Below are 18,307 nucleotides of genomic sequence, written 5' to 3'. Positions count from 1 at the left end.
GGCGAAGCCGTCGATCAGTTCAGGTGTGTAGGTGGACCCGCCACCCACTACTGCGAGCTTCATGTCAGCCCTTTACTCCGGTCAGTGTGACGCCTTCGACGAAGGCCTTTTGTGCGAAGAAGAAAACGATGACGACCGGCGCCATGACGAGGAGCGTCGCGGCCATGGTCAGGTTCCAGTTGACGCTGTGGGCGCTCTTGAAGGACTCCAGGCCGTACGACAGCGTCCAGGACGCCGGGTTCTGCGCCGCGTAGATCTGCGGGCCGAAGTAGTCGTTCCAGCAGTAGAAGAACTGGAAGAGAGCGATGGCGGCGATGCCCGGTTTCGCCATCGGCACGATGATCGTCAGCAGGGTGCGCAGCTCGCCGCAGCCGTCGACCCGTGCCGACTCGATGTACTCCTTGGGAATGGTCAGCAGGAACTGCCGCAGCAGGAAGATCGAGTAGGCATCGCCGAACGCCATCGGGATGATCAGCGGCCACAGCGTGCCCGAGAGGTGGAACTGCTGGGCCCACACCAGGTACATGGGGATCACGATGACCTGCGGTGGCAGCATCATCGTCGAGATCACCAGGATCATCAGCGAACGCCTGCCACGGAAACGGAACTTGGCGAGCGCGTAGGCGACGGGAATGGTCGAGCACACCGTGAAGAGCGTGCCGAGTCCCGCGTACATCAGGGAGTTCTTCCACCAGCCGAGGAAACCCTCGGTCCGGAAGACGGCCGTGTAGTTCTCCCAGTGCCAGGAGTCGGGCCACAGGTCGCCGCTCATGGCCTGGGCGTCGCTCATCACGGACGTCAGGAATACGAAGACGAACGGCAGGATGAACAACAGCGCGACGGCGAGGGCCACGCTGTGCACGGCGATCCAGTTGAGCAGGCGCTTGCGGCGGGCGCGCGTGGCCTCCGGGCCGCGTGCGCGGGGGGTGGAAGCGGCCGGAGGTGCGGCCGGGGCGTTGATGGTCGTAGTGGTCACCGGAATCAGTCCTCCGCCGAGAGCAGGCCCGAGCGCTTACGCATGAGCAGCATGGTCACGGCCATCGCGATGGCGAACAGCACGAGCGACAGGACGCACGCCGCGCCGGTGTTGAAATTCTGGAAGCCCATCGAGTAGACGAGCTGAGGGACGGTGAGGGTCGAGTGGTCGGGGTAGCCGGGCTGGATGACCGAGCCCGGTCCGATGGAGACACCGGAGGCGAGCTTCCCGGCCACCAGCGCCTGGGTGTAGTACTGCATCGTCTGCACGACACCGGTGACCACCGCGAACATCACGATGGGAGTGATGGACGGCCAGGTGACGTAGCGGAACCTGGCCCAGGCCCCGGCGCCGTCGAGTTCGGCGGCCTCGTACTGCTCCTTCGGTACGTCCAGCAGAGCCGCCATGAAGATCACCATCAGGTCGCCGATGCCCCACAGGGAGAGCATGACCAGCGAAGGCTTCGCCCAGGACGGGTCGTTGAACCAGTTCGGTCCGTCCAGCCCGACGGCCGAGAGGATTCCGTTGACCGGGCCCGTCGCCGGGTTGAGCAGGAAGACGAACGCGACGGTCGCGGCGACCGGAGGCGCCAGGTACGGCAGATAGAAGGCGGTCCGGAAGAGGCCGGGCCCCGACTTGATCTTCGTGATCAGCAGGCCGAGCGAAAGGCCGAAGACCACCCGCAGAGCCACCATGACCACCACGAGCCACAGCGTGTTCCACAGGGCCGGTCCGAACAGTGGCATCTGCTCGAAGACGTAACGCCAGTTCCGCAGACCCACGAAGGTCGGCCGCTGGATCTGGTTGTAGTGCATGAAGGAGAAGTAGACGGTGGCGATCAGCGGATAGCCGAAGAAGACGCTGAAGCCGATCAGCCACGGGGAGAGGAAGCCGAGCGTGCGGAGTCTGCGCCGCGCCGGTGTGGAAAGAGTCATTGCCATGGTGTGCTGCTCCCGCGTCCGTCAGCTCTTCGACTGGAGGGTGTCGGCGTCGATCTGTTCGTCCAGCGCGCGCAGGCCCTTGCGCAGGTCGTGGGCCCGTCCTGCCTCGGCCGAGTACGCGAAGTCCTGCAGCGAGGTGATGTACATGCCCCCGTTGGTGGACTGAGGCATGGATTGGCTGTACTTGTTCTGCGCGATGTCGATGAACGCCTTGAACGTCGGGTCGGCGTCCAGGTCCGGCGACTTCAGCGCCGCATAGGTCGAGGGAACGTTGTGGATCGCGTTGGCGAAGGACACCACCTGCCGGGTGTCCGTCGTCAGGAACTTCACCAGCTCCCACGCGGCGTTCTGATGCATGCTGCTGTGCGCGATACCGGTGACCGTGCCGGTCAGATACCCACGCCCGTAGGTCTCGGCCTGGTCGTCGGGCACCGGGAGCGGCGCGACGCCCCAGTCGAAGCCGGCCTTGGCGTCGTTCAGCATCAGGCCGCGCCACTCGCCGTCCAGATGCATGGCGAGCTTGCCGGTGAGGAAGGCGTTCTGCGCCGACATCTCGTCGCCGAACGAAGTGCGGAACCTCTCCAGCGCGCCGTAACCGCCCTGTGCGTCGGCGAGTTGGCCGGTCACCCGGAAGAAGTCGTACGTGGCCTGCTGCTTTGCGAGGACCGAATTGCCCTTGCTGTCGAAGTAGGTCGGCCCCCACTGGCCGAACAGGCGGTCCGGACTGTTCTGGTAGAGGCGGAAGTTGGGCATGAAGCCGACCCGCTTGTACGAGCCGTTCCCGGAGCGCACGGTCAGCTTCTTCGCATCGCGCACGAACTCCGACATGGTCCGCGGCGGCCGCGCGATACCCGCATCCTCGAAGGCGTCCTTGTTGTAGTACATCCCGAACGCGTCGGCGAGCAGGGGCAGCGCACACTGCTTGCCCTCGAAACTCGTGTACTGCAGGAGCGACTTGGGGAAGACCTTCGTCTTGTCGACGCCCGTCTTGTGCAGGAACGGGTCGAGGTCCGCCCACATCCCGGAGTCGCAGTACTGGCCCACGTTGTTGGTGGTGAACGAAGTGATCACATCGGGGGCGCTGCCACCGCCGGCCCGCAGGGCCTGGTTGATCGTGGCGTCGGTGACATTGCCGGTCGAGGCGACGTGGATGTTCGGGTGGAGCTTCTCGAAACGGGCGATGGAGTCATTGATGGCCTTGACTTCGCCGGGTGCCGACCAGCCGTGCCAGAACTTCAGTGTGACGGGTGCGGTCGCATCGTCCTCGGCACTGCCGACGCCCGGGTTGGCGCAGCCGGACAGGAGCAGTCCGGCCGTGGCGAGCGCCGCGGACACGCAGGTGCGTATGCGCCATCGCTGCATGGCGGCTTCCTTTGCGGTGGACTCCCTCGCGGGGGAGTGCGGAACAGGGGGAAGGGGGTCGAGCGGAGGATCATCGGACGGGGGATCAGGCAGAGGTGTCGAAGATGGTGTGGCGCGCCTGAGTGAGGGCGCGGTGCAGGGCTCCGATGAGGATGGGATCGCCATCCAGGTCACTGATGCGGAGTTCGGGGCGTGGTAGCGCGAGACCGGTCATCTCCCGTTCCACATGGGCACGCAGGGCTTCACCGCCGGCCTGGGCGACCTGGCCCGACAGCACGACGAGGTCGGGGTCGACGACGGCGACGACCGAGGCCAGACCGGTGGCCAGCCGACGGGCGATCTCCTTCAGGACGGACTCGTTGCCGAGTGCCTCCTCCAGCGAGACGGCACCGCCGGCCAGCCGGCGTACGGCGGACGCGGCGACGAGGGTCTGGAAACCGCCGCCGGTGTCTTTCCCTGCGCGGGTGCTGTCCTCGCCGCGCGCAAGGGGGGCTCCGGGGAGTGGCATGTAGCCGATCTCGCCCGCGCCACCCGTGGCGCCGCGCACCAGCGTGCCGCCCAGGACGATGGCGGCACCGACGCCCTCGTCGATCCAGGCCAGCACGTAGTTGTCCCGGCCCTGCGCGACACCGTCGTGCTGTTCGGCGATCGCGGCGAGATTGACGTCGTTCTCGATCTCCACCGGGGTTCCCAGGACCTCGGCCAGTTCCGCACGCAGCGTGCGGGAGTGCCAGCCCGGCAGATGCGGGGCGTAGCGGAGCTGTCCGGTGCGCGGGTCGATCGCTCCGGGGGTGCCGATGACGGTGGCCTCGAGGTCGTCGTGGCCGAGCCCGGCCCGGCGCAGCGCACCGTCGACCGCCTCCGCGACGAGCTGAGCGGTGCGGTGGCGTACGTCTTCCGTGACGGCGCTCGCCGCAAGGCGGCAGCGGCCCACTTCGTGTCCGGCGATGTCGGCGACGACAGCCGTGATCCCGGCCGGGTCGGCGGAGAGCGCCGCGACATGACCGGCGCCGGGTTCCACCTCGTAGAGCAGTGCGTTCGGTCCGGGACCGCCGGTCTGCGCGCCGGTCGCCCGCACGAGGCCGGCGCCCTGCAGGCGGTCCAGCATCTGCGAGATGGTCGCCTTGGACAGCCCGGTGAGCTCCCCGATACGCGCCCTCGTCAGTGAACCGTGCGTCACGAGGAGGTCCAGCGTCGCGCGGTCGTTCATCGCACGCAGGACGCGCGGGGTGCCGGGGGTTCCCGGGACCGATGCGGCCATGGTGTGGCTCCTCGCCGAATAGTTAGGACACTTTCCGATCTATTCGGGGAATCTAGGTCCGCGTGAGGAGGGCGTCAAGAGGTGACCGGACGCAGCGGCCGAAGCGTTACCTGGGAAGTCCGGCAGGGCCAGGCGTCGTCACGCGGGACGACGCCCGGCCGCCTCCCGGGGTGTCCGGGCACCGGAGCGGGCGATCACGGCCGTACGCCGTGCCGGCCCGCCGGCAGCATCACGGAATGGGGTGACGTCGTTCGGCGGGCACCGATTCGCCGGAGACGCTGAAGAGGCCGCCGCCGGGGTCGCTGACGACGGATTCGGTACCGCCACCGGGTGAGGGGGTCGAAGGGCTTGCGGTTCCTCCCGCCCTGCGGGCGGCGACGACGACCGATTCCACGTCGTCGACCGGGAAGCGCACATGCCAGCGTGGCCGCACCAGGGGGTCGGGACACTCCCCGACGCCGCCTCCGCGCAGGGTGGCCACGGCGTGACTGCCCTGGCGGACGGTGACGGTTTCGCGCTCGTAGACGTAGCTGACCTCGCAGCCGCCGGGGCCGCCGGGGGCCCAGTCGAAGACCTCGGCGTAGAAGATGGCGGCCTCGAACGCGTCGCGGGTACGCAGCTCGAGAAAGGCCGGTGCGTCGCCGTGCCCGCCCGACCAGGGAAGAGCACGGCCTTCCCAGAAGCCGAACACGGCTCCGTCACGGTCGGCTGCCACCACACCCCGGCCCAGGCCGAAGCGCACCGGCCCGACGGCGATGGTGCCGCCCCGCTCATGGACCCGGGCCGCGGTGACGTCCGCGTCCGCCACGGCGAAGTACACGGTCCACGCCCCGGCCGCCGGCAGACCGGGTGCGGCCTCGCCCAGCCCGGCCACCGGTCGCCCGTGGGCGGAGGCGACCGAGAAGCCCGTGCCCAGGCTGGCCGTGCGGAACTTCCATCCCATGACGGTCGAGTAGAAGTCCTCCGTGGCGTGCAGGTCGCGGGTCATGAGGCTGACCCAGCACGGTGTTCCGCACACCGGCGTGATGTGCCTGTCGGGCGTCATCGGGATTCCTCCTCGCCCCGGCCGGTCATCCGGCGGACAGGGTCTCGAGAAGGTCGCCCACGGCAGGATCGGGCAGCGCCCGGGCGACGTCGGCCTGGGCGACCACGCCGACCAGCACATGACCGTCGATGACCGGCAGCCGCCGCACCTTGTGTTCGCTCATGGTGCGGAGAATCTCCGACGCGTCGTCGTCGGCGCCGATCGTGACGGCCGCACCCTGTGCCAGCTCGCCCGCCTTGATCTCGGCAGGATCCCTGTCCGCGGCGAGCACCTTGACCACGATGTCGCGGTCGGTGAGTACTCCTTTGAGACGTTCGTCCGCTCCGCAGATCGGCAGAGCACCGACGCCCAGTTCGGCCATCTTGTGAGCGGCGAGGAGCACCGACTCGTTCGCGCCGATGCACACGGCGTCCGGGGTCATGATGTCTCGAGCGGTGGTCATGGCGCACCCGTCCTTCCGGATGGGGTTCGGTCGGGCTTCGGCGCGGCCTACGGCGACCGGAAGGTCGCCACGCGGTCGATGGGAGCACACGAAGCGGGACGGTCGTGTCGGACCCTCGGTAAGGACCTCCTCACCCCGGACCCACCGACTCCTCGGGTTGTCCCGCTCCTGCGGGAGGCCAGGTCTCCCCGACGGCCGGAAGACGGCGCGTACTCCTCGATGTCCTCCGGTGCCGAAGCGTGCGGCGCGCCCGCCGCCGGGTTCCGCGGACGCCGCGGCCTCAGCACATTCCAGCGTACGGGGGAGTGGCTCCGGCCGGGGGCGATGCTGTTTCGCGGTCGAGTACCGACCGGTCACCGCCCCTGTTGGGCGACAGCCCGGCGCCGGAGCAGACTGGGGACATGGACCTCTACGAGGGGCTGGCGACAGTGCAACGCACGGACGGGACCCTCGTCCGTGTGTGGACCGAGGTCACCGTCGCCAGGGAGCACGGCCCGGCAGCCGCGCACGTGCCCTGGACGGCCCGGCTGACCGCTCCCGGCGGTGAAGCACTGCTGCTGCGGGGCGCCGTCACCCTGATCCTGGACTCCGGGGCGCACTGGCCCGCCGAGGTCACCCATGTCCAGTTGTCCTCCGGGGCGCACTCCGCGAACTGGACCGAGATCAAGGGCACCGGTCCCGCCGTGACCCGGTCGGGCGTGAGGACGCGGGACCGGGCCGAACGTGGTGACGGACCGCGGCCCGGCACCACGGATCCCGGTGAGCGCGGAGGAACGGATCTCCGGCCGGAACCGGACGCCGACAACGGCGGATCCATCTGAGCGTCCGCAGCGTCACGACCCCCGACGGCGCCGGCCGGTGCCGTCGGGGGTCCTGGGCAGGCTGCCGGAGGCCGTCACGGCTCGTGGACGACGGTGTCTGCGGAGGCCCTCGCCGGGCCCAGCTCGCGGATGATCTGCGCCAGGTCGGCCGGGGCGGCCGCGAGGCGTACGGGCGTGCCCGCGTCGTCGAGTTCGGCCACGTGCCAGCTTCTGGGAACGGTGTCGCCGTCGTCTCCCCGGACGCGCCGCACGGTCGTGACGCTGAGCCGCTCCACCGGGATCCGCTTCGCCGCGAACCGGCCCGGGCCGGAGTGGGGTGTCACCGCGGGCGGTTCGCCGCCGAGGACGATGTGGGTGCCGAAGCCGTGCGGGTTGTAGTCGGTGTCGTCCAGGAAGCGGGCGGACAGGAAGAGATCCTCTCCGTTCCGCCTCTCTGCGGTTCCGGCGGACCCCTCGCTCGCTCCGGTCTCTCCGGGCGTACGGATGCGGGTGGCACGCCAGGCCCAGCTGAGAAGGCCCAGCGTGGCCAGCGAACCCGCGCCCACCCACGCGATCGTCACCGGTGAGGAGGCCGGGGCCATGGGGTGGAGGTAGCAGAGCGGCAGCAGCCACAGGCCCGTACCGACGAGCGCGGCCGCGAACGGAAGGGCCGACGGGAGGACCTCGTCGTCGGGCAGCCGGCGTCCGCGCAGACGCAGCAGAACCCGGGAACCTGGATAGCCCGCGGCGAGGGCGCACGCGGCCGCGACGACGGCCAGGTCTCCGGAGCCGGGTATGTGCTTGCGCCATACATGCCCCGCTCCGGCGACCTCTCGCACCTCGCGGCGCCAGACGGTCAGTTCGACGCTGTCACCGGGCCGGAACGCCTGGGCGCCCTCCCGCGAGACCGCGAGCCGCTCCAGCGGCCGGCTGTCGGCGAAATGCAGCCAGCTGCGCTGACTCCCGCTGCCGACCTCGGTCCGCGTGATCACGGCCTGCAGGGTGGTGAGACACTCGCCGCGCTCCGCGGCGGGGGTCGCGGCGGTGCACGGGGTGGCCGACCTCCACGCCTGGCTCTCCGACCTGGCGATCGGCACGAACCACGCGGTCACCCCAGCGCCCGCGAGCAGCAGTACGCACAGGCCCAGCCACACGGCCGAACCGCGTCCCGCGGTGCGGTACGAGATGACGGGGACGCGGTCCGACTCCGGGGATCCATGACGGCGGTGCAGCGCCCGGAGCGCCGCCAGCTTCGTGTCGAAGTCGGCCCGGTCGTCGTGGGACGCGCTCACCGGCAGGGGCAGCCGCCACTTGCGTCCGTCGCGCAGCAGCGCGTCGACGCGGCGGATCTCCTGGTTGCGCCCGTGCTGCAGGTACACGCGGAGGTCGGCCACGTCGCGCCACGGCACGCTCCGGCGGCGCAGCAGCGTACGGCAGTACAGACCGTTCGCGTCGGCGCTCACCCGGGCGGTGACGACGGGGAGACAGACGATGCTCACCAGTGCGACAAGCAGGCCCGTACCCGCCCACACGTCCACGAGCCTGCCCCGGTACGCCATGCGCAGCGCGGCGAGGATCGCTCCGGCCGCCCCGAGTCCCACGACGAACCAGAGGGAGCGCTCCCGGAGGGGGCGGTAGGTCACTTCCCGCACATCGTTCATGCGCGAGATACTGCCATCGCCCCGGCCGCACCTTCTTGTGCTGCGTGCGGCAGTTTTCCGGACCGTGACGTTGCCGACCGGGCAGCAGCCGGGACGACGGCGACGGCGTTGTGGCTCTCATGGCGCATGCACGACGATCACCCGGCGTATTCGGGCTGATGGCAGACCTTGTACGCCGGGTTTCGAGGCGGCATGCTCCGGTTGGCGTGATGTGGTGCGGCGTAGCGCCGCAGCGCCGAGCCACGGCGGCACACTGAGTGAAGGCGCCGGCCCGGCGCCGAATGCGTCTCGGAAGGGGGCTCGCCCCCACCTGCGGGATCATCGAAGAGTCGAGGCATCACGCGTCGAACGCGGGTGGCGTCCCGACGGCCGACGGAGGTGGGTACCTTGACCGTGGCGGGCGACGTGCTCGTGATCATCGACGGCTCCGGTGTGATCATGGAGTGGAGCCGCGAGGCCGAGTCCTTGCTGGGCATGCCCGAGTCCGAGGCCCTGGGCCTTCCGGCGACGAGGCTCTTCACGGTCGGCGAGGGCAGCCACGGCGAGGAGGTGGTGCGGGCGACCGGCCGGGAGGGCGACACGGCAGACTGCGAGCTGCGGGTGCGACCGGTCCTCAGAGACAGGGCGGTGGCCTGGGAAATCGCGCGGCAGCCCGTGGAAGCCGCGGACCGGACCGGTGAGGGCGGTATCGGGGCCAGCGTCCTCGAGGCCCTCTTCACGCAGTCACCCATCGGCCTGCACATCCTCGACCCGGAGCTGCGCGTCGTGCGCTTCAACACGGCCGCACGAGGCATGAACGGGGTGCCGGCCGAAACCGTTGTGGGGCGGCCGTTCTCGGAGGTGTACCCCCTCTCGGACCCTGCGGCCGAGGAAGTCGTGGCCCGCAGGGTGCTGGAGGACGGACGGCCCGTTCTCGACCACCTGGTACGCGTTCGCCTTGCAGCGGATCAAGGCAAGGAACGAGTGTTCTCCACGTCCACCTGCCGGCTTCGGGACTCCGAGGGCAAGATCCTCGGGCTCGCGATCTCCACCGTCGACGTCACCGACCGGGAGCGGGGATTCGCCCACACCGCTGTCCTGGCCAGGGTTCGCGAGTGCGTCGGCCGGACCCTCGATGTGGTCACCACCTGCCAGGAGGTGGCGGATGCCCTGGTACCCCGGTACGCCGACATCCTCGCGGTCGAGGTGGTCGACGAAGTGGTACGGGGCGAGGACCCGCCCATCAGTCCTCTCAGCCAGGACGTGCCCCTGCGGCGTGCCGCCTTCCGCAGCTGTGTCGCGGAGCCCGTGCATCCGGTCGGCGATGTACGGGACGTGCCGTTCGAGACCCCGTTCGGGCTGGCTCTGTCCGACCTGCGTCCCCGGCTCCTGGACCTGACCACCAAAAGCGCGTGGCTGACGGCGGACCCGGCACGTGCCGCGGCCATCCGTGCCGCGGGAGCGCATTCGCTCATCACGGCGCCGCTGACGCTGCGCGGCACGGTGCTGGGGCTGATGTGCCTCTACCGCTGCGGGCAGACCGAGCCGTTCGGTGAGGACGACATCGGCCTCGCCCTCGAAGTGGCGGCCCATACCGCGCTGTGCATCGACAATGCCCGCCGGTTCACCCGGGAGCGGACGATCGCCGCGACGACCCAGCGCCGGCTCCTGCCGCAGAGCTCCTCCGCGCAGCCGGCCGTCGACACGGCGTGGCTGCACCTCCCTGGGGACCGGGGTGCGAGCTGGTTCGACACCATCGCCCTGCCCGGCGCCCGCACGGCACTGGTCACCGGCAGCGCGACCGGACACGGCATCTCCGCCGCCGCCACCATGGGGCAACTACGCACCGCCATCCACGCGTTGACCGCACTCGACCTGGCCCCGGACGAGCTCCTCGCCAGGCTGCACGACACCACCGGACGTCTCGCCGAGGAACGTGCGGCGCTCCCCTCGGCCGACCCGCTCCGCAAGGAGACGCTCACGGCGAGTTGCGTCTACGGTATCTACGACCCCATCACTCGCACCTGCACCATCGCTCGTGCGGGTCACCCCGCGCCGATCGTCGTGGACCCCGACGGCGCGGCCCGTGTCTGCGACGTCCCGGCGGGCCCTCCGCTGGGCAGCGCCGATGACATGCCCATTGCGCCCGCGAGTCTCCAACTCGCCGAGGGCAGCACCCTGGCCTTCTACACAGCGGCGCTGCTCCCGGAGACGGACGCGGAAGCGGCTCCAGGCCGGCTTCTCAGCGCCCTGGGGCGGTCCGGCCGCTCCCTCCAGTCTCTCTGTGACGATGTCGTCTACACACTGGGCTCCCACCCACGAGGCGACGCCGCACTCCTGTTGGCACGGACCTCCGGCATCGCCCCCGGTCATGTCGCCACCTGGCAGCTCAGCCCCCACGCGACGGCCGCCGGCGAAGCCCGGTCCCTCGCCCGGCGCCGGCTCAACGACTGGAACCTGGACGAGGAGACCATCAGTACGGCAGGGCTGATCGTCAGCGAACTGGTCACCAACGCGCTGCACTACGGATCCCCGCCCCTGCAACTGCGCCTCATCCTGGAGCAGACGCTCACCTGCGAAGTGACGGACGCCGGCAACTCCGCTCCCCATCTGCGGCACGCACGGGTCGTGGACGAAGGCGGTCGGGGGCTGTTCATCGTCTCGCAACTCGCCCATCACTGGGGCACCCGTTACGGCCGGAACGGCAAGACCATCTGGACCGAGCAGGTCCTCACACCCCACTGAGCCCGCACGCGGCGAAGGCCGGACGCCCCACCGCGGCCCCATTATCCCCGACCGGGCCGGGATCGGAGCATCTCTTCGGGCGACACCGACCCGTACGGCTGCACACCGTTCCGCCCCGGCAGAGCATCCGTGCCGTGCGGCGCCGGCCTGCGTAGCAGCCCGACAAAACGGGCATGGGCGTGAGTGAAGGGTGTCTTCTGCGCCCGCCTGGCGCACGAGCCTCATGGAGGGCGCCATGTTCATCATTCTCGGGCTGGTCGTTGTGATCGCAGCAGTCGTGGTCGCGGTCGCCGGCGTGCTCGGCAATTCCGGGAGCGGGCACGGCATCACGCGGGGGTTCGAGGTGTTCGGCTACCACGTGACCGGTTCGACCGGCACCCTCTTCCTGTACGGGATCGTGGTCGGGGCCGTCCTGCTGTTCGGTCTCGGCATGCTGCTCGCAGGTACCTACCGCACTTCTCGGCGAAGCCGGGCGGCCCGTGCCGAACTGCGTGATTCCCGCCGTCAGGGTGCCGCCATGGGTGAGGACCGCGACAACCCCGCAGCCCTGCGTGACACTGCCCGCATGGACCCCGTGGGCGGGTCCCCGGATGGATCTCCGCGCACCGATGCTCCACCCGCCCGGGGCGTGACCCATCGCAGGCGGCACCTGTTCGGACACTGAAGGGGAGGACTGCGGGGGCCGACCACGCACGCGCAGGCGGGGCACACAACGCTTTCCCCTCGGACACCGGCGGTGTCCCCGTGCCACTGCGAGCGGCCGTGGACATTCATCCGTGAGCCAGCAGCGGTTCAATCCGTGAGACGTATGCGGGGGCGGACCCGAGAAGTGGGTCCGCCCCCGCATACGCAAGGGTGTGGTCAGTCCTTGAGGACGTCCTTGACCTTCTCCTTGGCCTGACGGGCGTCACCCTTGGCCTGCTCGGCGCGGCCCTCCGCGGTGAGGCGTTCGTTGCCGACCAGGCGGCCGGCCGCCTCCTTGGCCTTGCCCTTGGCCTGTTCGCCCTTGGCCTGGGTCTTCTCGTCACTGGACACGGTCCATCACTCCAAGCGGTGGAAGACGCTTACGACATCGCTGGTGCCCTGCTCCCGAAGAGATAGTCATGTATTCGGGCGACCATTCTCTCGAGATGGTCGACGGACGCGAGCCCGGACGCCGCAGGCTGCACGGATTCCCGTCCGGGAGAATGAGAAACACGTGAATTCAAGCGCATGTGCGGGGTTCGGCGGGGCACAAGGCTGCTCGGAGGTCGATAACTATGGTTCCCCTGCTTCTCGTCCTGCTGCTTGCTCTGATCCTTTTCGGCGCCGGTTTCGCGATCAAGATCCTTTGGTGGGTCGCGCTCATCGTGCTGGTGCTCTGGCTGATCGGGTTCGTCGCCCGTCCGAAGGGCGGCACCGGTCGTTGGTACCGCTGGTAGCGGCGCCGGTCTGCTCGACGCACGGACGGCGGGGCCCACCCCCACGGGGGTGGGCCCCGCCGTCGTGTCGTGTCCGCCGGAATGCGGGAAGATTTCTTCAGGCCCGGTGACACTGCGGAATTCAGATATCGGAGGGCCGGCCGGGGAGATTTGCACTGCCCGGTGGCATCAGGCGCGGACAGCGGAAGTGGTCGAGAGAATTGCCGCCTCCGCTCAGCAGGTGAATGCTGCCGTGGTCAGGTGCCGCTCGGTCGTTCCTCCGGGAAAGGGGCTGCGGGTCTCGATGCGGCGCCTGCTCAGCCGCTGACCTTCACCACGCCCGAGGCCGTAGCGTCCGCGCCGGCGCCGTCCGCGGGGGTGGCGGTCAGGTGCCAGGCGTAGGCGCCGGGCGTCACCGGGGTGCCGGACCCGTCCGTTCCGTCCCACGTGACCCGTGCGCTGAAGGTCCCCTCGCCCGTCCAGGTACGGACCACCGCGCCGGTCGTGCGGCGGGTGAGGGTCAGCTGCCAGGAGGCCGCCGGCTTGGAGAGCCACCACACGGCAGCCCACTCCCCGGTCGGCGTCCGGGGCGCGGAGGTGCGGGCGACACGCAGTGGGGAAACCGCGTGCTGCGGCGCGGTGACGTGGACGGTGTCGTCCGCGTCGACCCAGGCGAGCTTGCCGGCGCCCGCGTCGAGGGTCCAGGTGGTGCCGCGTCCGTCGCCGTCCGCGGGCGGCTTCAGGCCCGTGACGGTGCCCAGGTCTGCTGTACCGCCGTCCGCCTGGAGGGCGGTGAGGCGCAGATCGCCGGATGTCTCGCGGTGGGCCAGGAAGTGGTCGCCCAGCAGGACGCCGGACGCAGGTGCGGGGTAGGTGTCCCCGGTCGCCAGGTCGCGTACGCCCGCGGCGTCCTGCGAGGCGCAGCTCCAGTACAGCAGGGTGCCGCTCCGCTGCAGTTCGTCGGGGACGCAGCCGGAGCCGAGAGCGATGGTCCCGGCCGGCTTGCCGGAGCGCAGGTTGATCACCTTCACCGTGCCTGGCTTGTTCGGCGCCGGCTTGTACAGCTTCTTCTGCTCCAGTACGGCGGCCTGCGACGGCTGCTCGCGGACGATGCGGTCGCGAGCGGTGTCGACGGCATACTGCTGTCCACCTGCCTCGTACAGTACGAACTCCGGTGCTGTGCCGAGGAGCCGGCCGTCCTTGCCCGGCAGCGGGAAGCTGTCCGCCGGGTGCTCCGGGTCGTCACCGGTCACCAGCACGTCGGTGCCCGTGTCCGGATCGGTGACCAGCCTGGCCAGTCCCTCGTCGGTTCCGTCGGCGAAGCGGCCCGCCGCGAGGCCTGGGAAGTCGGTGAGCCCCGCGCCGTCCACCGGGTCGAGTCCGGTGCCGATGTCCTTGCCGTGCAATGTCTCCGTACCGGCAAGGGCGTTGACGTACCGCAGCCGGCCCCGGTCGAGGCTCAGTGCCTCGACGGCGCCGTCCGCCGTCCTGACCTGCGGCACCTCCCGCAGCGGCAGATCCGCTACCAGCCCCAGGCCGTCCACGCTGAACAAGTGCACGGCGCGCTTTCCGTCGGCGTCCTTGCCGAGCGCGACCAGCGAACCGGAGCCCTCGGAACGCAGGAACACCTGCTCGACGTCGCTCAGCAGCGTCCGCTCGGTGTCCGCACCGGCGAAGGGGGTGAGACGCAGCCGGCCGCCGTCGCCTTCGTACCAGAGCACGTTGTCGCCCACCACGAAGGAGGTGACCTTGCTGTCGGAGGACTGCGTGGCGAGCGGTACGACGCGCGGGGCCGCTGCGCTGCCCAGCGGCATGACCCGCACGCCCGGCTCCCCGCTGCGGGAGAACCAGCTCACGGTGGTCTGTGTGATGCGGAAGCTGCTTGCCTCGCCCGTCACGGGGAGTGGAGCGACCTTGCCGTTGTAGGTGGTGAGGATGCCGTAGCCCTCGGTGCCGTCGGCGGTGCGGTAGCCGATGACGAGCTGATTCGAGTAGGCGCCGAGCAGCACGGGTTCGGCGCCGGTGGTGGCTCCGGCGGGCAACTGCACGACAGGGTCACTCGCCTGGGCCCCGCCGCGTGCCACGCGCAGCTGGTACGTGCCGTCGCCCTGGTCGACCGTGGCCAGCACCCAGCCGTTGGCGACGCGCGGGTTGATGTATCCCGCAGGCACGCTGATGGTGCTGGTGAGGCGGGGATCCTCGATGCCGACCCGCACGACGTCCGTGCCGCCGTCCTCGCGAGGCTTGGTGTAGACGACGCGGTCGACCTCGTCGTGCGTGGGCACGACGGCGTCCTGGGGTACGCCGTCGAGGGCCGGGACGGGCTTGGTGGTGCGGTTGTACGTCGTCGTCCAGAGGTAGCCGCCGTCCTCCCGGTGCAGTACACCCTGGCTGCCGGTCGCCAGCACCGTCTCGGCCCCGTCGCCGTAGGCATCGGGTGCGGGTATGCGGACCTCGATCGTTTCGGCCGCGTGAGCTGTCGTCGGCAGTACGGTGGCCGGTCCCGCGGCAAGGACGGCGGCGACGGCGATGGCGGTACGACGGGCACGCAGCATGCGGCTGGTTGTACGCAGGTGATGGGACACCTGACCCCCTCTTGTGAACCGTTAACAAGCGCGTTGTGGTGTGAACACGGTTAACCATACGCAGATATGCGGGAGTTGTGTCCGAAACGTGTGCCGCTCGTGTCGCAGGGCTGTCACGGGGCTCGTTCGGTCGATGGCCGCCCCGAGGGGAGCCGCCGAGGCGGCGACCCCAGCCGGACGGGTACACGGCACGCGGTGAGGTCGAGCCACTCTCCGTAGCGCCGTCCGGGTTCCGTCCCGCCTTTTCCCGGGGCCTGGTTGTCGCTCCCCGCTCGTCAGCGCGTACCTTGGCCCTGTCCCGTGAGCGGGGTGGAAGGCAGCCTCGGCGCCTCTGCACCTGCCTGATGGGGCGTCAGGAAAGTCAGCAAGAGGTCGGCCTCAGCCCTGCGCGACGCGAAGCGCTGCTGAAGCTGACCATGCCTGCGACTCGGACCATGGCGGGAAGCCCGCCACTGACCTGTAAAGGTGCAGGTCAGAGCGATGCCTCGGGAGGGGCCACATGCTTCGTCAGATATTCAAGTCGAAGATTCACCGAGCCACCGTGACCCAGGCCGACCTGCACTACGTCGGTTCCGTCACCGTGGATGCCGACCTGATGGAGGCTGCCGATCTGCTGCCGGGTGAGCTCGTGCACATCGTCGACATCGACAACGGTGCCCGCCTGGAGACGTACGTCATCGAGGGCGAGCGCGGCTCCGGTGTCATCGGCATCAACGGCGCAGCCGCCCACCTGGTGCACCCCGGCGACCTGGTCATCCTCATCAGCTACGCACAGGTCGACGACGCCGAGGCCCGCACGCTGAAGCCGAGCATCGTCCACGTGGACGCGGACAACCGGATCGTCGCGCTCGGCGCCGACGCCTCGGCTCCCGTACCGGGGACTGCCACCGAGCGGAGCCCGTACGCGGTCCCCGCGACCAGCTGACCGTTCCACTTCCCCCGAGGGGATCCGCCATGGACGAGAACACCGAGCTCGCCTTCCACGACGACCGGGGGAACGGCAGTCTGCTCGCCGTCGTCGACGAGGCGACCGCCGGCCTCATCGCGGGGCGCAGAGCCACCCCGGCCGGGCCCCGGAAGCCCCGGCGGAGCTGGTGGAGCGGGCGAAGGAACAGCTGAAGTCCCACCCGGAGCTGTAGTGATCCGCGATCCGTGATCCGCGATCCGCGATCCGTGATCCGCGATCCGCGTCGGCAGCCGGTGGCGGCCGCTGCCGACGCGGTGAGGGAGACCGGTGTGATCGTGGCCGCCCGTGCGTCGACGGCCGACGCGGTCACGCCGGTTCCGGTTCCTGTCCAGCTCCGGCCCCGGACTCGTCGCCCCGGGCTCGTCACCGCGACGGCCGTGCGCCGAGGCGCCGCGCGGGTGTTCGCCGGACCGCGCGGGAGCCACCCGTACGTATGGACTCGGCAGGCGAGGGCAGCCGCTCCGGGAGACGGTGGAAAGAGATCCGCCCCAGACCCCGGAGGCCCGAGATGACCAATCCGTATCCCGACCCCGTGCCGCCCGCGCCGACGCCCGGGCCACTGCCCGGACCGCCGTCGCCACTGCCGGGACCGGCTCCGGTGCCACCCGGTCCGGTGCCGCCCGGCCCGGCGCCCGACCCGATTCCGCAGCCGCCCACTCCCAACCCGGAACCGGTACCGGAACCTGAGCCCTCGCCGCAGCCGACCGGGTGACGGCTCCACACCGGACGGCTACCCAGCGCTCTCCGGATGCAGCCCGAGGAGGGAGTCGGCGTGGCCCGCGCCGCTCTCCTCGGCGACCGACTCCAGCGACTGGGCGTCACGCACCGGCGCGAAGCGCACCGCGTCGGCGTCCGTGTCCGCGCCCGGGTCCGGGGCCGCTCCGCCGGCCGTGCTGAAGCCGTACACGGCGGGGCGGGGCAGGCTGTTGTACGACCAGGGAGTGGAGAAGTAGTACGCGCCGGTGTCGTACAGCACCACGAAGTCGCCCTCCCGCAGCTCCGGCAGCTCCCGGGCGTGTGCGACGACGTCCCCGGCGAAGCAGCACGGCCCCGCGATGTCCTGCACCAGGGACGGGCCGTCCTTGGGGCGTCCTTCGCCGTCGAACGCCCCCACCCGCAGCGGCCAGGCATCCGGCATGAGGACGGTACGGGTGGCGATCTGCGCGCCCGCGTGGGTGAGCGCGATCCGGCGATCACCCGCGTCCTTCGTGTACTCCACCAGTGCTCCGATGAAGCCGTTCTTCGCGAGCAGCGACCGGCCGAACTCGGTGACCAGCCCGTACCGGCCGTCGAAGAGCCCCGGCACGGCGGCGCGCAGCGCCGCCGCATAGGCGGCGAAGGTGGGCCGTACGGTGTCGTCCTCGAAGTTGACGGGCAGGCCGCCGCCGATGTCGATGCTGGTGATCTGCCGGGTGCCGAGCCTCTCGTTGATCTCCTCGGCGAGCCGGTACATCTCCGCGACACCGGCCGCGATCAGTTCCAGCGAGCAGCCCTGGGAACCGACATGGGCATGCAGCCGGGTCAGCCAGGTGCGCTCGGCGAACGCCTGTGCGACGTGTTCGCGGGCGCCGGGATCGCGCAGCGCCACGCCGAACTTGGAAGTCACTGTCGCCGTGCTCATCGCGCCGATGGAACCACCGCCCACCTGCGGGTTGACGCGCAGCCCGATGACGGAGGCCGAGCTCCGGGGCCGCAGCGAGGCGATCCGCCGCACCTCGTCGAGGCTGTCGGCGTTGAGCGCCACGCCCAGGGCGAGGGCCTGACGGATGTCGTCCCGTGTCTTGGCGGGGGAGTCCAGGACGATCATCGACGGCGCGAAACCGGCGTCCAGTGCGAGCCTCAGCTCACCCGGACCGGCCACCTCGCACCCCATGCCGCAGTGGGCGAGCAGCCGTAGCACCGGGACCAGGGACGAGGCCTTGGCGGCGAAGGTGTGCAGCACGGCGGGCACGCCGGCGAAGGCGTCCTGGAGAGCGGCGACCGACTCGCGCACCCCGTCGGCGTCGACGAACCCGGCCACCGGCCGGCGCTCGCCGAGCAGCCCGGCGCCGACGGCTTGGCGGACCGCGGCGGCGACGCGCGCGGAGGACGAAGGGCCGGGAGCGAGCGCGGTGGGAGGCGTACGCCGGGAGTCGGTGATGGG

The 18,307-nt window shown here is 70.4% G+C and carries 16 protein-coding genes; 6 read left to right on the top strand and 10 right to left on the bottom strand.

Translation table 11 applies throughout. The annotated features are described in order from the left end of the window. Positions 1-64: 64 nt before the first annotated feature. The 6 genes from ACFVXE_RS28820 to ACFVXE_RS28795 form a co-directional block, all read right to left on the bottom strand. The gene (locus ACFVXE_RS28820; protein WP_389675488.1) at positions 65-976 is read right to left on the bottom strand and encodes a carbohydrate ABC transporter permease; all 912 of its coding nucleotides are present in this window, start codon (positions 974-976) and stop codon (positions 65-67) included. Positions 977-981: 5 nt separating this feature from the next. Continuing rightward, positions 982-1,917, bottom strand: a complete 936-nt coding sequence (locus ACFVXE_RS28815) for a sugar ABC transporter permease (RefSeq protein ID WP_313936087.1) — start codon at positions 1,915-1,917, stop codon at positions 982-984. 21 nt (positions 1,918-1,938) lie between these two features. Next, positions 1,939-3,279 (bottom strand): extracellular solute-binding protein, encoded by a 1,341-nt coding sequence (locus tag ACFVXE_RS28810; protein WP_389675486.1) that lies wholly within the window; start codon positions 3,277-3,279, stop codon positions 1,939-1,941. An 85-nt stretch (positions 3,280-3,364) separates the two neighbouring features. Next, positions 3,365-4,540: an ROK family protein gene (locus ACFVXE_RS28805; protein ID WP_389675484.1), complete on the bottom strand. Its 1,176-nt coding sequence runs from the start codon at positions 4,538-4,540 to the stop codon at positions 3,365-3,367. A gap of 229 nt (positions 4,541-4,769) precedes the next feature. Next, entirely contained in the window at positions 4,770-5,585 is an 816-nt protein-coding gene (locus ACFVXE_RS28800) for a VOC family protein (RefSeq protein WP_389675482.1), read from the bottom strand. A 25-nt stretch (positions 5,586-5,610) separates the two neighbouring features. After that, complete coding sequence (locus tag ACFVXE_RS28795; protein ID WP_389675481.1) at positions 5,611-6,027, bottom strand: CBS domain-containing protein; 417 nt, start codon at positions 6,025-6,027, stop codon at positions 5,611-5,613. Between the two features lie 401 nt (positions 6,028-6,428). Between ACFVXE_RS28795 and ACFVXE_RS28790 the strand changes: the two genes are divergently transcribed. Next, complete coding sequence (locus ACFVXE_RS28790) at positions 6,429-6,848, top strand: hypothetical protein (protein WP_389675479.1); 420 nt, start codon at positions 6,429-6,431, stop codon at positions 6,846-6,848. 74 nt (positions 6,849-6,922) lie between these two features. Here ACFVXE_RS28790 and ACFVXE_RS28785 read toward each other — a convergent pair whose 3' ends face one another. After that, a complete protein-coding gene (locus ACFVXE_RS28785) occupies positions 6,923-8,488 on the bottom strand; it encodes a PH domain-containing protein (RefSeq protein WP_389675478.1) in 1,566 nt (521 codons plus the stop codon). 393 nt (positions 8,489-8,881) lie between these two features. Here ACFVXE_RS28785 and ACFVXE_RS28780 point away from each other — a divergent pair, with 393 nt between their 5' ends. Together ACFVXE_RS28780 and ACFVXE_RS28775 are read left to right on the top strand one after the other, a co-directional pair. Continuing rightward, positions 8,882-11,212 carry a SpoIIE family protein phosphatase gene (locus tag ACFVXE_RS28780; RefSeq protein WP_389675494.1) on the top strand — a complete coding sequence of 777 codons (2,331 nt, stop codon included), beginning with the start codon at positions 8,882-8,884 and terminating at the stop codon, positions 11,210-11,212. A 235-nt stretch (positions 11,213-11,447) separates the two neighbouring features. Continuing rightward, positions 11,448-11,876, top strand: coding sequence for a hypothetical protein (locus tag ACFVXE_RS28775; protein ID WP_389675476.1), 429 nt, complete (start codon positions 11,448-11,450; stop codon positions 11,874-11,876). 197 nt (positions 11,877-12,073) lie between these two features. Here the strand turns inward: ACFVXE_RS28775 and ACFVXE_RS28770 are convergent, their stop codons facing one another. Further along, on the bottom strand, positions 12,074-12,247 hold the full coding sequence (locus ACFVXE_RS28770) for a CsbD family protein (protein WP_389675474.1): 174 nt from the start codon (positions 12,245-12,247) through the stop codon (positions 12,074-12,076). A gap of 224 nt (positions 12,248-12,471) precedes the next feature. Here ACFVXE_RS28770 and ACFVXE_RS28765 point away from each other — a divergent pair, with 224 nt between their 5' ends. After that, positions 12,472-12,633 carry a hydrophobic protein gene (locus tag ACFVXE_RS28765; RefSeq protein ID WP_389675473.1) on the top strand — a complete coding sequence of 54 codons (162 nt, stop codon included), beginning with the start codon at positions 12,472-12,474 and terminating at the stop codon, positions 12,631-12,633. A 296-nt stretch (positions 12,634-12,929) separates the two neighbouring features. Here ACFVXE_RS28765 and ACFVXE_RS28760 read toward each other — a convergent pair whose 3' ends face one another. Continuing rightward, positions 12,930-15,167: a hypothetical protein gene (locus ACFVXE_RS28760; protein WP_389675471.1), complete on the bottom strand. Its 2,238-nt coding sequence runs from the start codon at positions 15,165-15,167 to the stop codon at positions 12,930-12,932. Positions 15,168-15,696: 529 nt separating this feature from the next. On the opposite strand from ACFVXE_RS28760, the gene panD reads away from it, so the two are divergent. Both panD and ACFVXE_RS28750 read left to right on the top strand, forming a co-directional pair. Continuing rightward, positions 15,697-16,122 (top strand): aspartate 1-decarboxylase, encoded by a 426-nt coding sequence (gene panD, locus ACFVXE_RS28755; RefSeq protein ID WP_389675469.1) that lies wholly within the window; start codon positions 15,697-15,699, stop codon positions 16,120-16,122. A 29-nt stretch (positions 16,123-16,151) separates the two neighbouring features. Further along, positions 16,152-16,316: a hypothetical protein gene (locus ACFVXE_RS28750; protein ID WP_389675467.1), complete on the top strand. Its 165-nt coding sequence runs from the start codon at positions 16,152-16,154 to the stop codon at positions 16,314-16,316. A gap of 578 nt (positions 16,317-16,894) precedes the next feature. On the opposite strand, the gene ACFVXE_RS28745 is transcribed toward ACFVXE_RS28750, so the two are convergent. After that, entirely contained in the window at positions 16,895-18,304 is a 1,410-nt protein-coding gene (locus tag ACFVXE_RS28745) for a diaminopimelate decarboxylase (protein ID WP_389675492.1), read from the bottom strand. Positions 18,305-18,307: the final 3 nt, after the last annotated feature.

The organism is Streptomyces sp. NPDC058231 (assembly GCF_042882275.1).
Classification (GTDB): Bacteria; Actinomycetota; Actinomycetes; order Streptomycetales; family Streptomycetaceae; genus Streptomyces.
The sequence above is the reverse complement of the archived record's forward strand: the minus strand, read 5'-3'. Positions and strand labels throughout refer to the sequence as shown.

Coding starts and splice junctions, on each gene's coding strand:
- ACFVXE_RS28750 (WP_389675467.1), top strand. CDS start 16,152: ATGGACGAGAACACCGAGCTCGCCTTCCACGACGACCGGGGGAACGGC.
- ACFVXE_RS28810 (WP_389675486.1), bottom strand. CDS start 3,279: ATGCAGCGATGGCGCATACGCACCTGCGTGTCCGCGGCGCTCGCCACG.
- ACFVXE_RS28790 (WP_389675479.1), top strand. CDS start 6,429: ATGGACCTCTACGAGGGGCTGGCGACAGTGCAACGCACGGACGGGACC.
- ACFVXE_RS28815 (WP_313936087.1), bottom strand. CDS start 1,917: ATGGCAATGACTCTTTCCACACCGGCGCGGCGCAGACTCCGCACGCTC.
- ACFVXE_RS28805 (WP_389675484.1), bottom strand. CDS start 4,540: ATGGCCGCATCGGTCCCGGGAACCCCCGGCACCCCGCGCGTCCTGCGT.
- ACFVXE_RS28760 (WP_389675471.1), bottom strand. CDS start 15,167: ATGCTGCGTGCCCGTCGTACCGCCATCGCCGTCGCCGCCGTCCTTGCC.
- ACFVXE_RS28765 (WP_389675473.1), top strand. CDS start 12,472: ATGGTTCCCCTGCTTCTCGTCCTGCTGCTTGCTCTGATCCTTTTCGGC.
- ACFVXE_RS28800 (WP_389675482.1), bottom strand. CDS start 5,585: ATGACGCCCGACAGGCACATCACGCCGGTGTGCGGAACACCGTGCTGG.
- ACFVXE_RS28775 (WP_389675476.1), top strand. CDS start 11,448: ATGTTCATCATTCTCGGGCTGGTCGTTGTGATCGCAGCAGTCGTGGTC.
- panD (WP_389675469.1), top strand. CDS start 15,697: ATGCTTCGTCAGATATTCAAGTCGAAGATTCACCGAGCCACCGTGACC.
- ACFVXE_RS28785 (WP_389675478.1), bottom strand. CDS start 8,488: ATGAACGATGTGCGGGAAGTGACCTACCGCCCCCTCCGGGAGCGCTCC.
- ACFVXE_RS28795 (WP_389675481.1), bottom strand. CDS start 6,027: ATGACCACCGCTCGAGACATCATGACCCCGGACGCCGTGTGCATCGGC.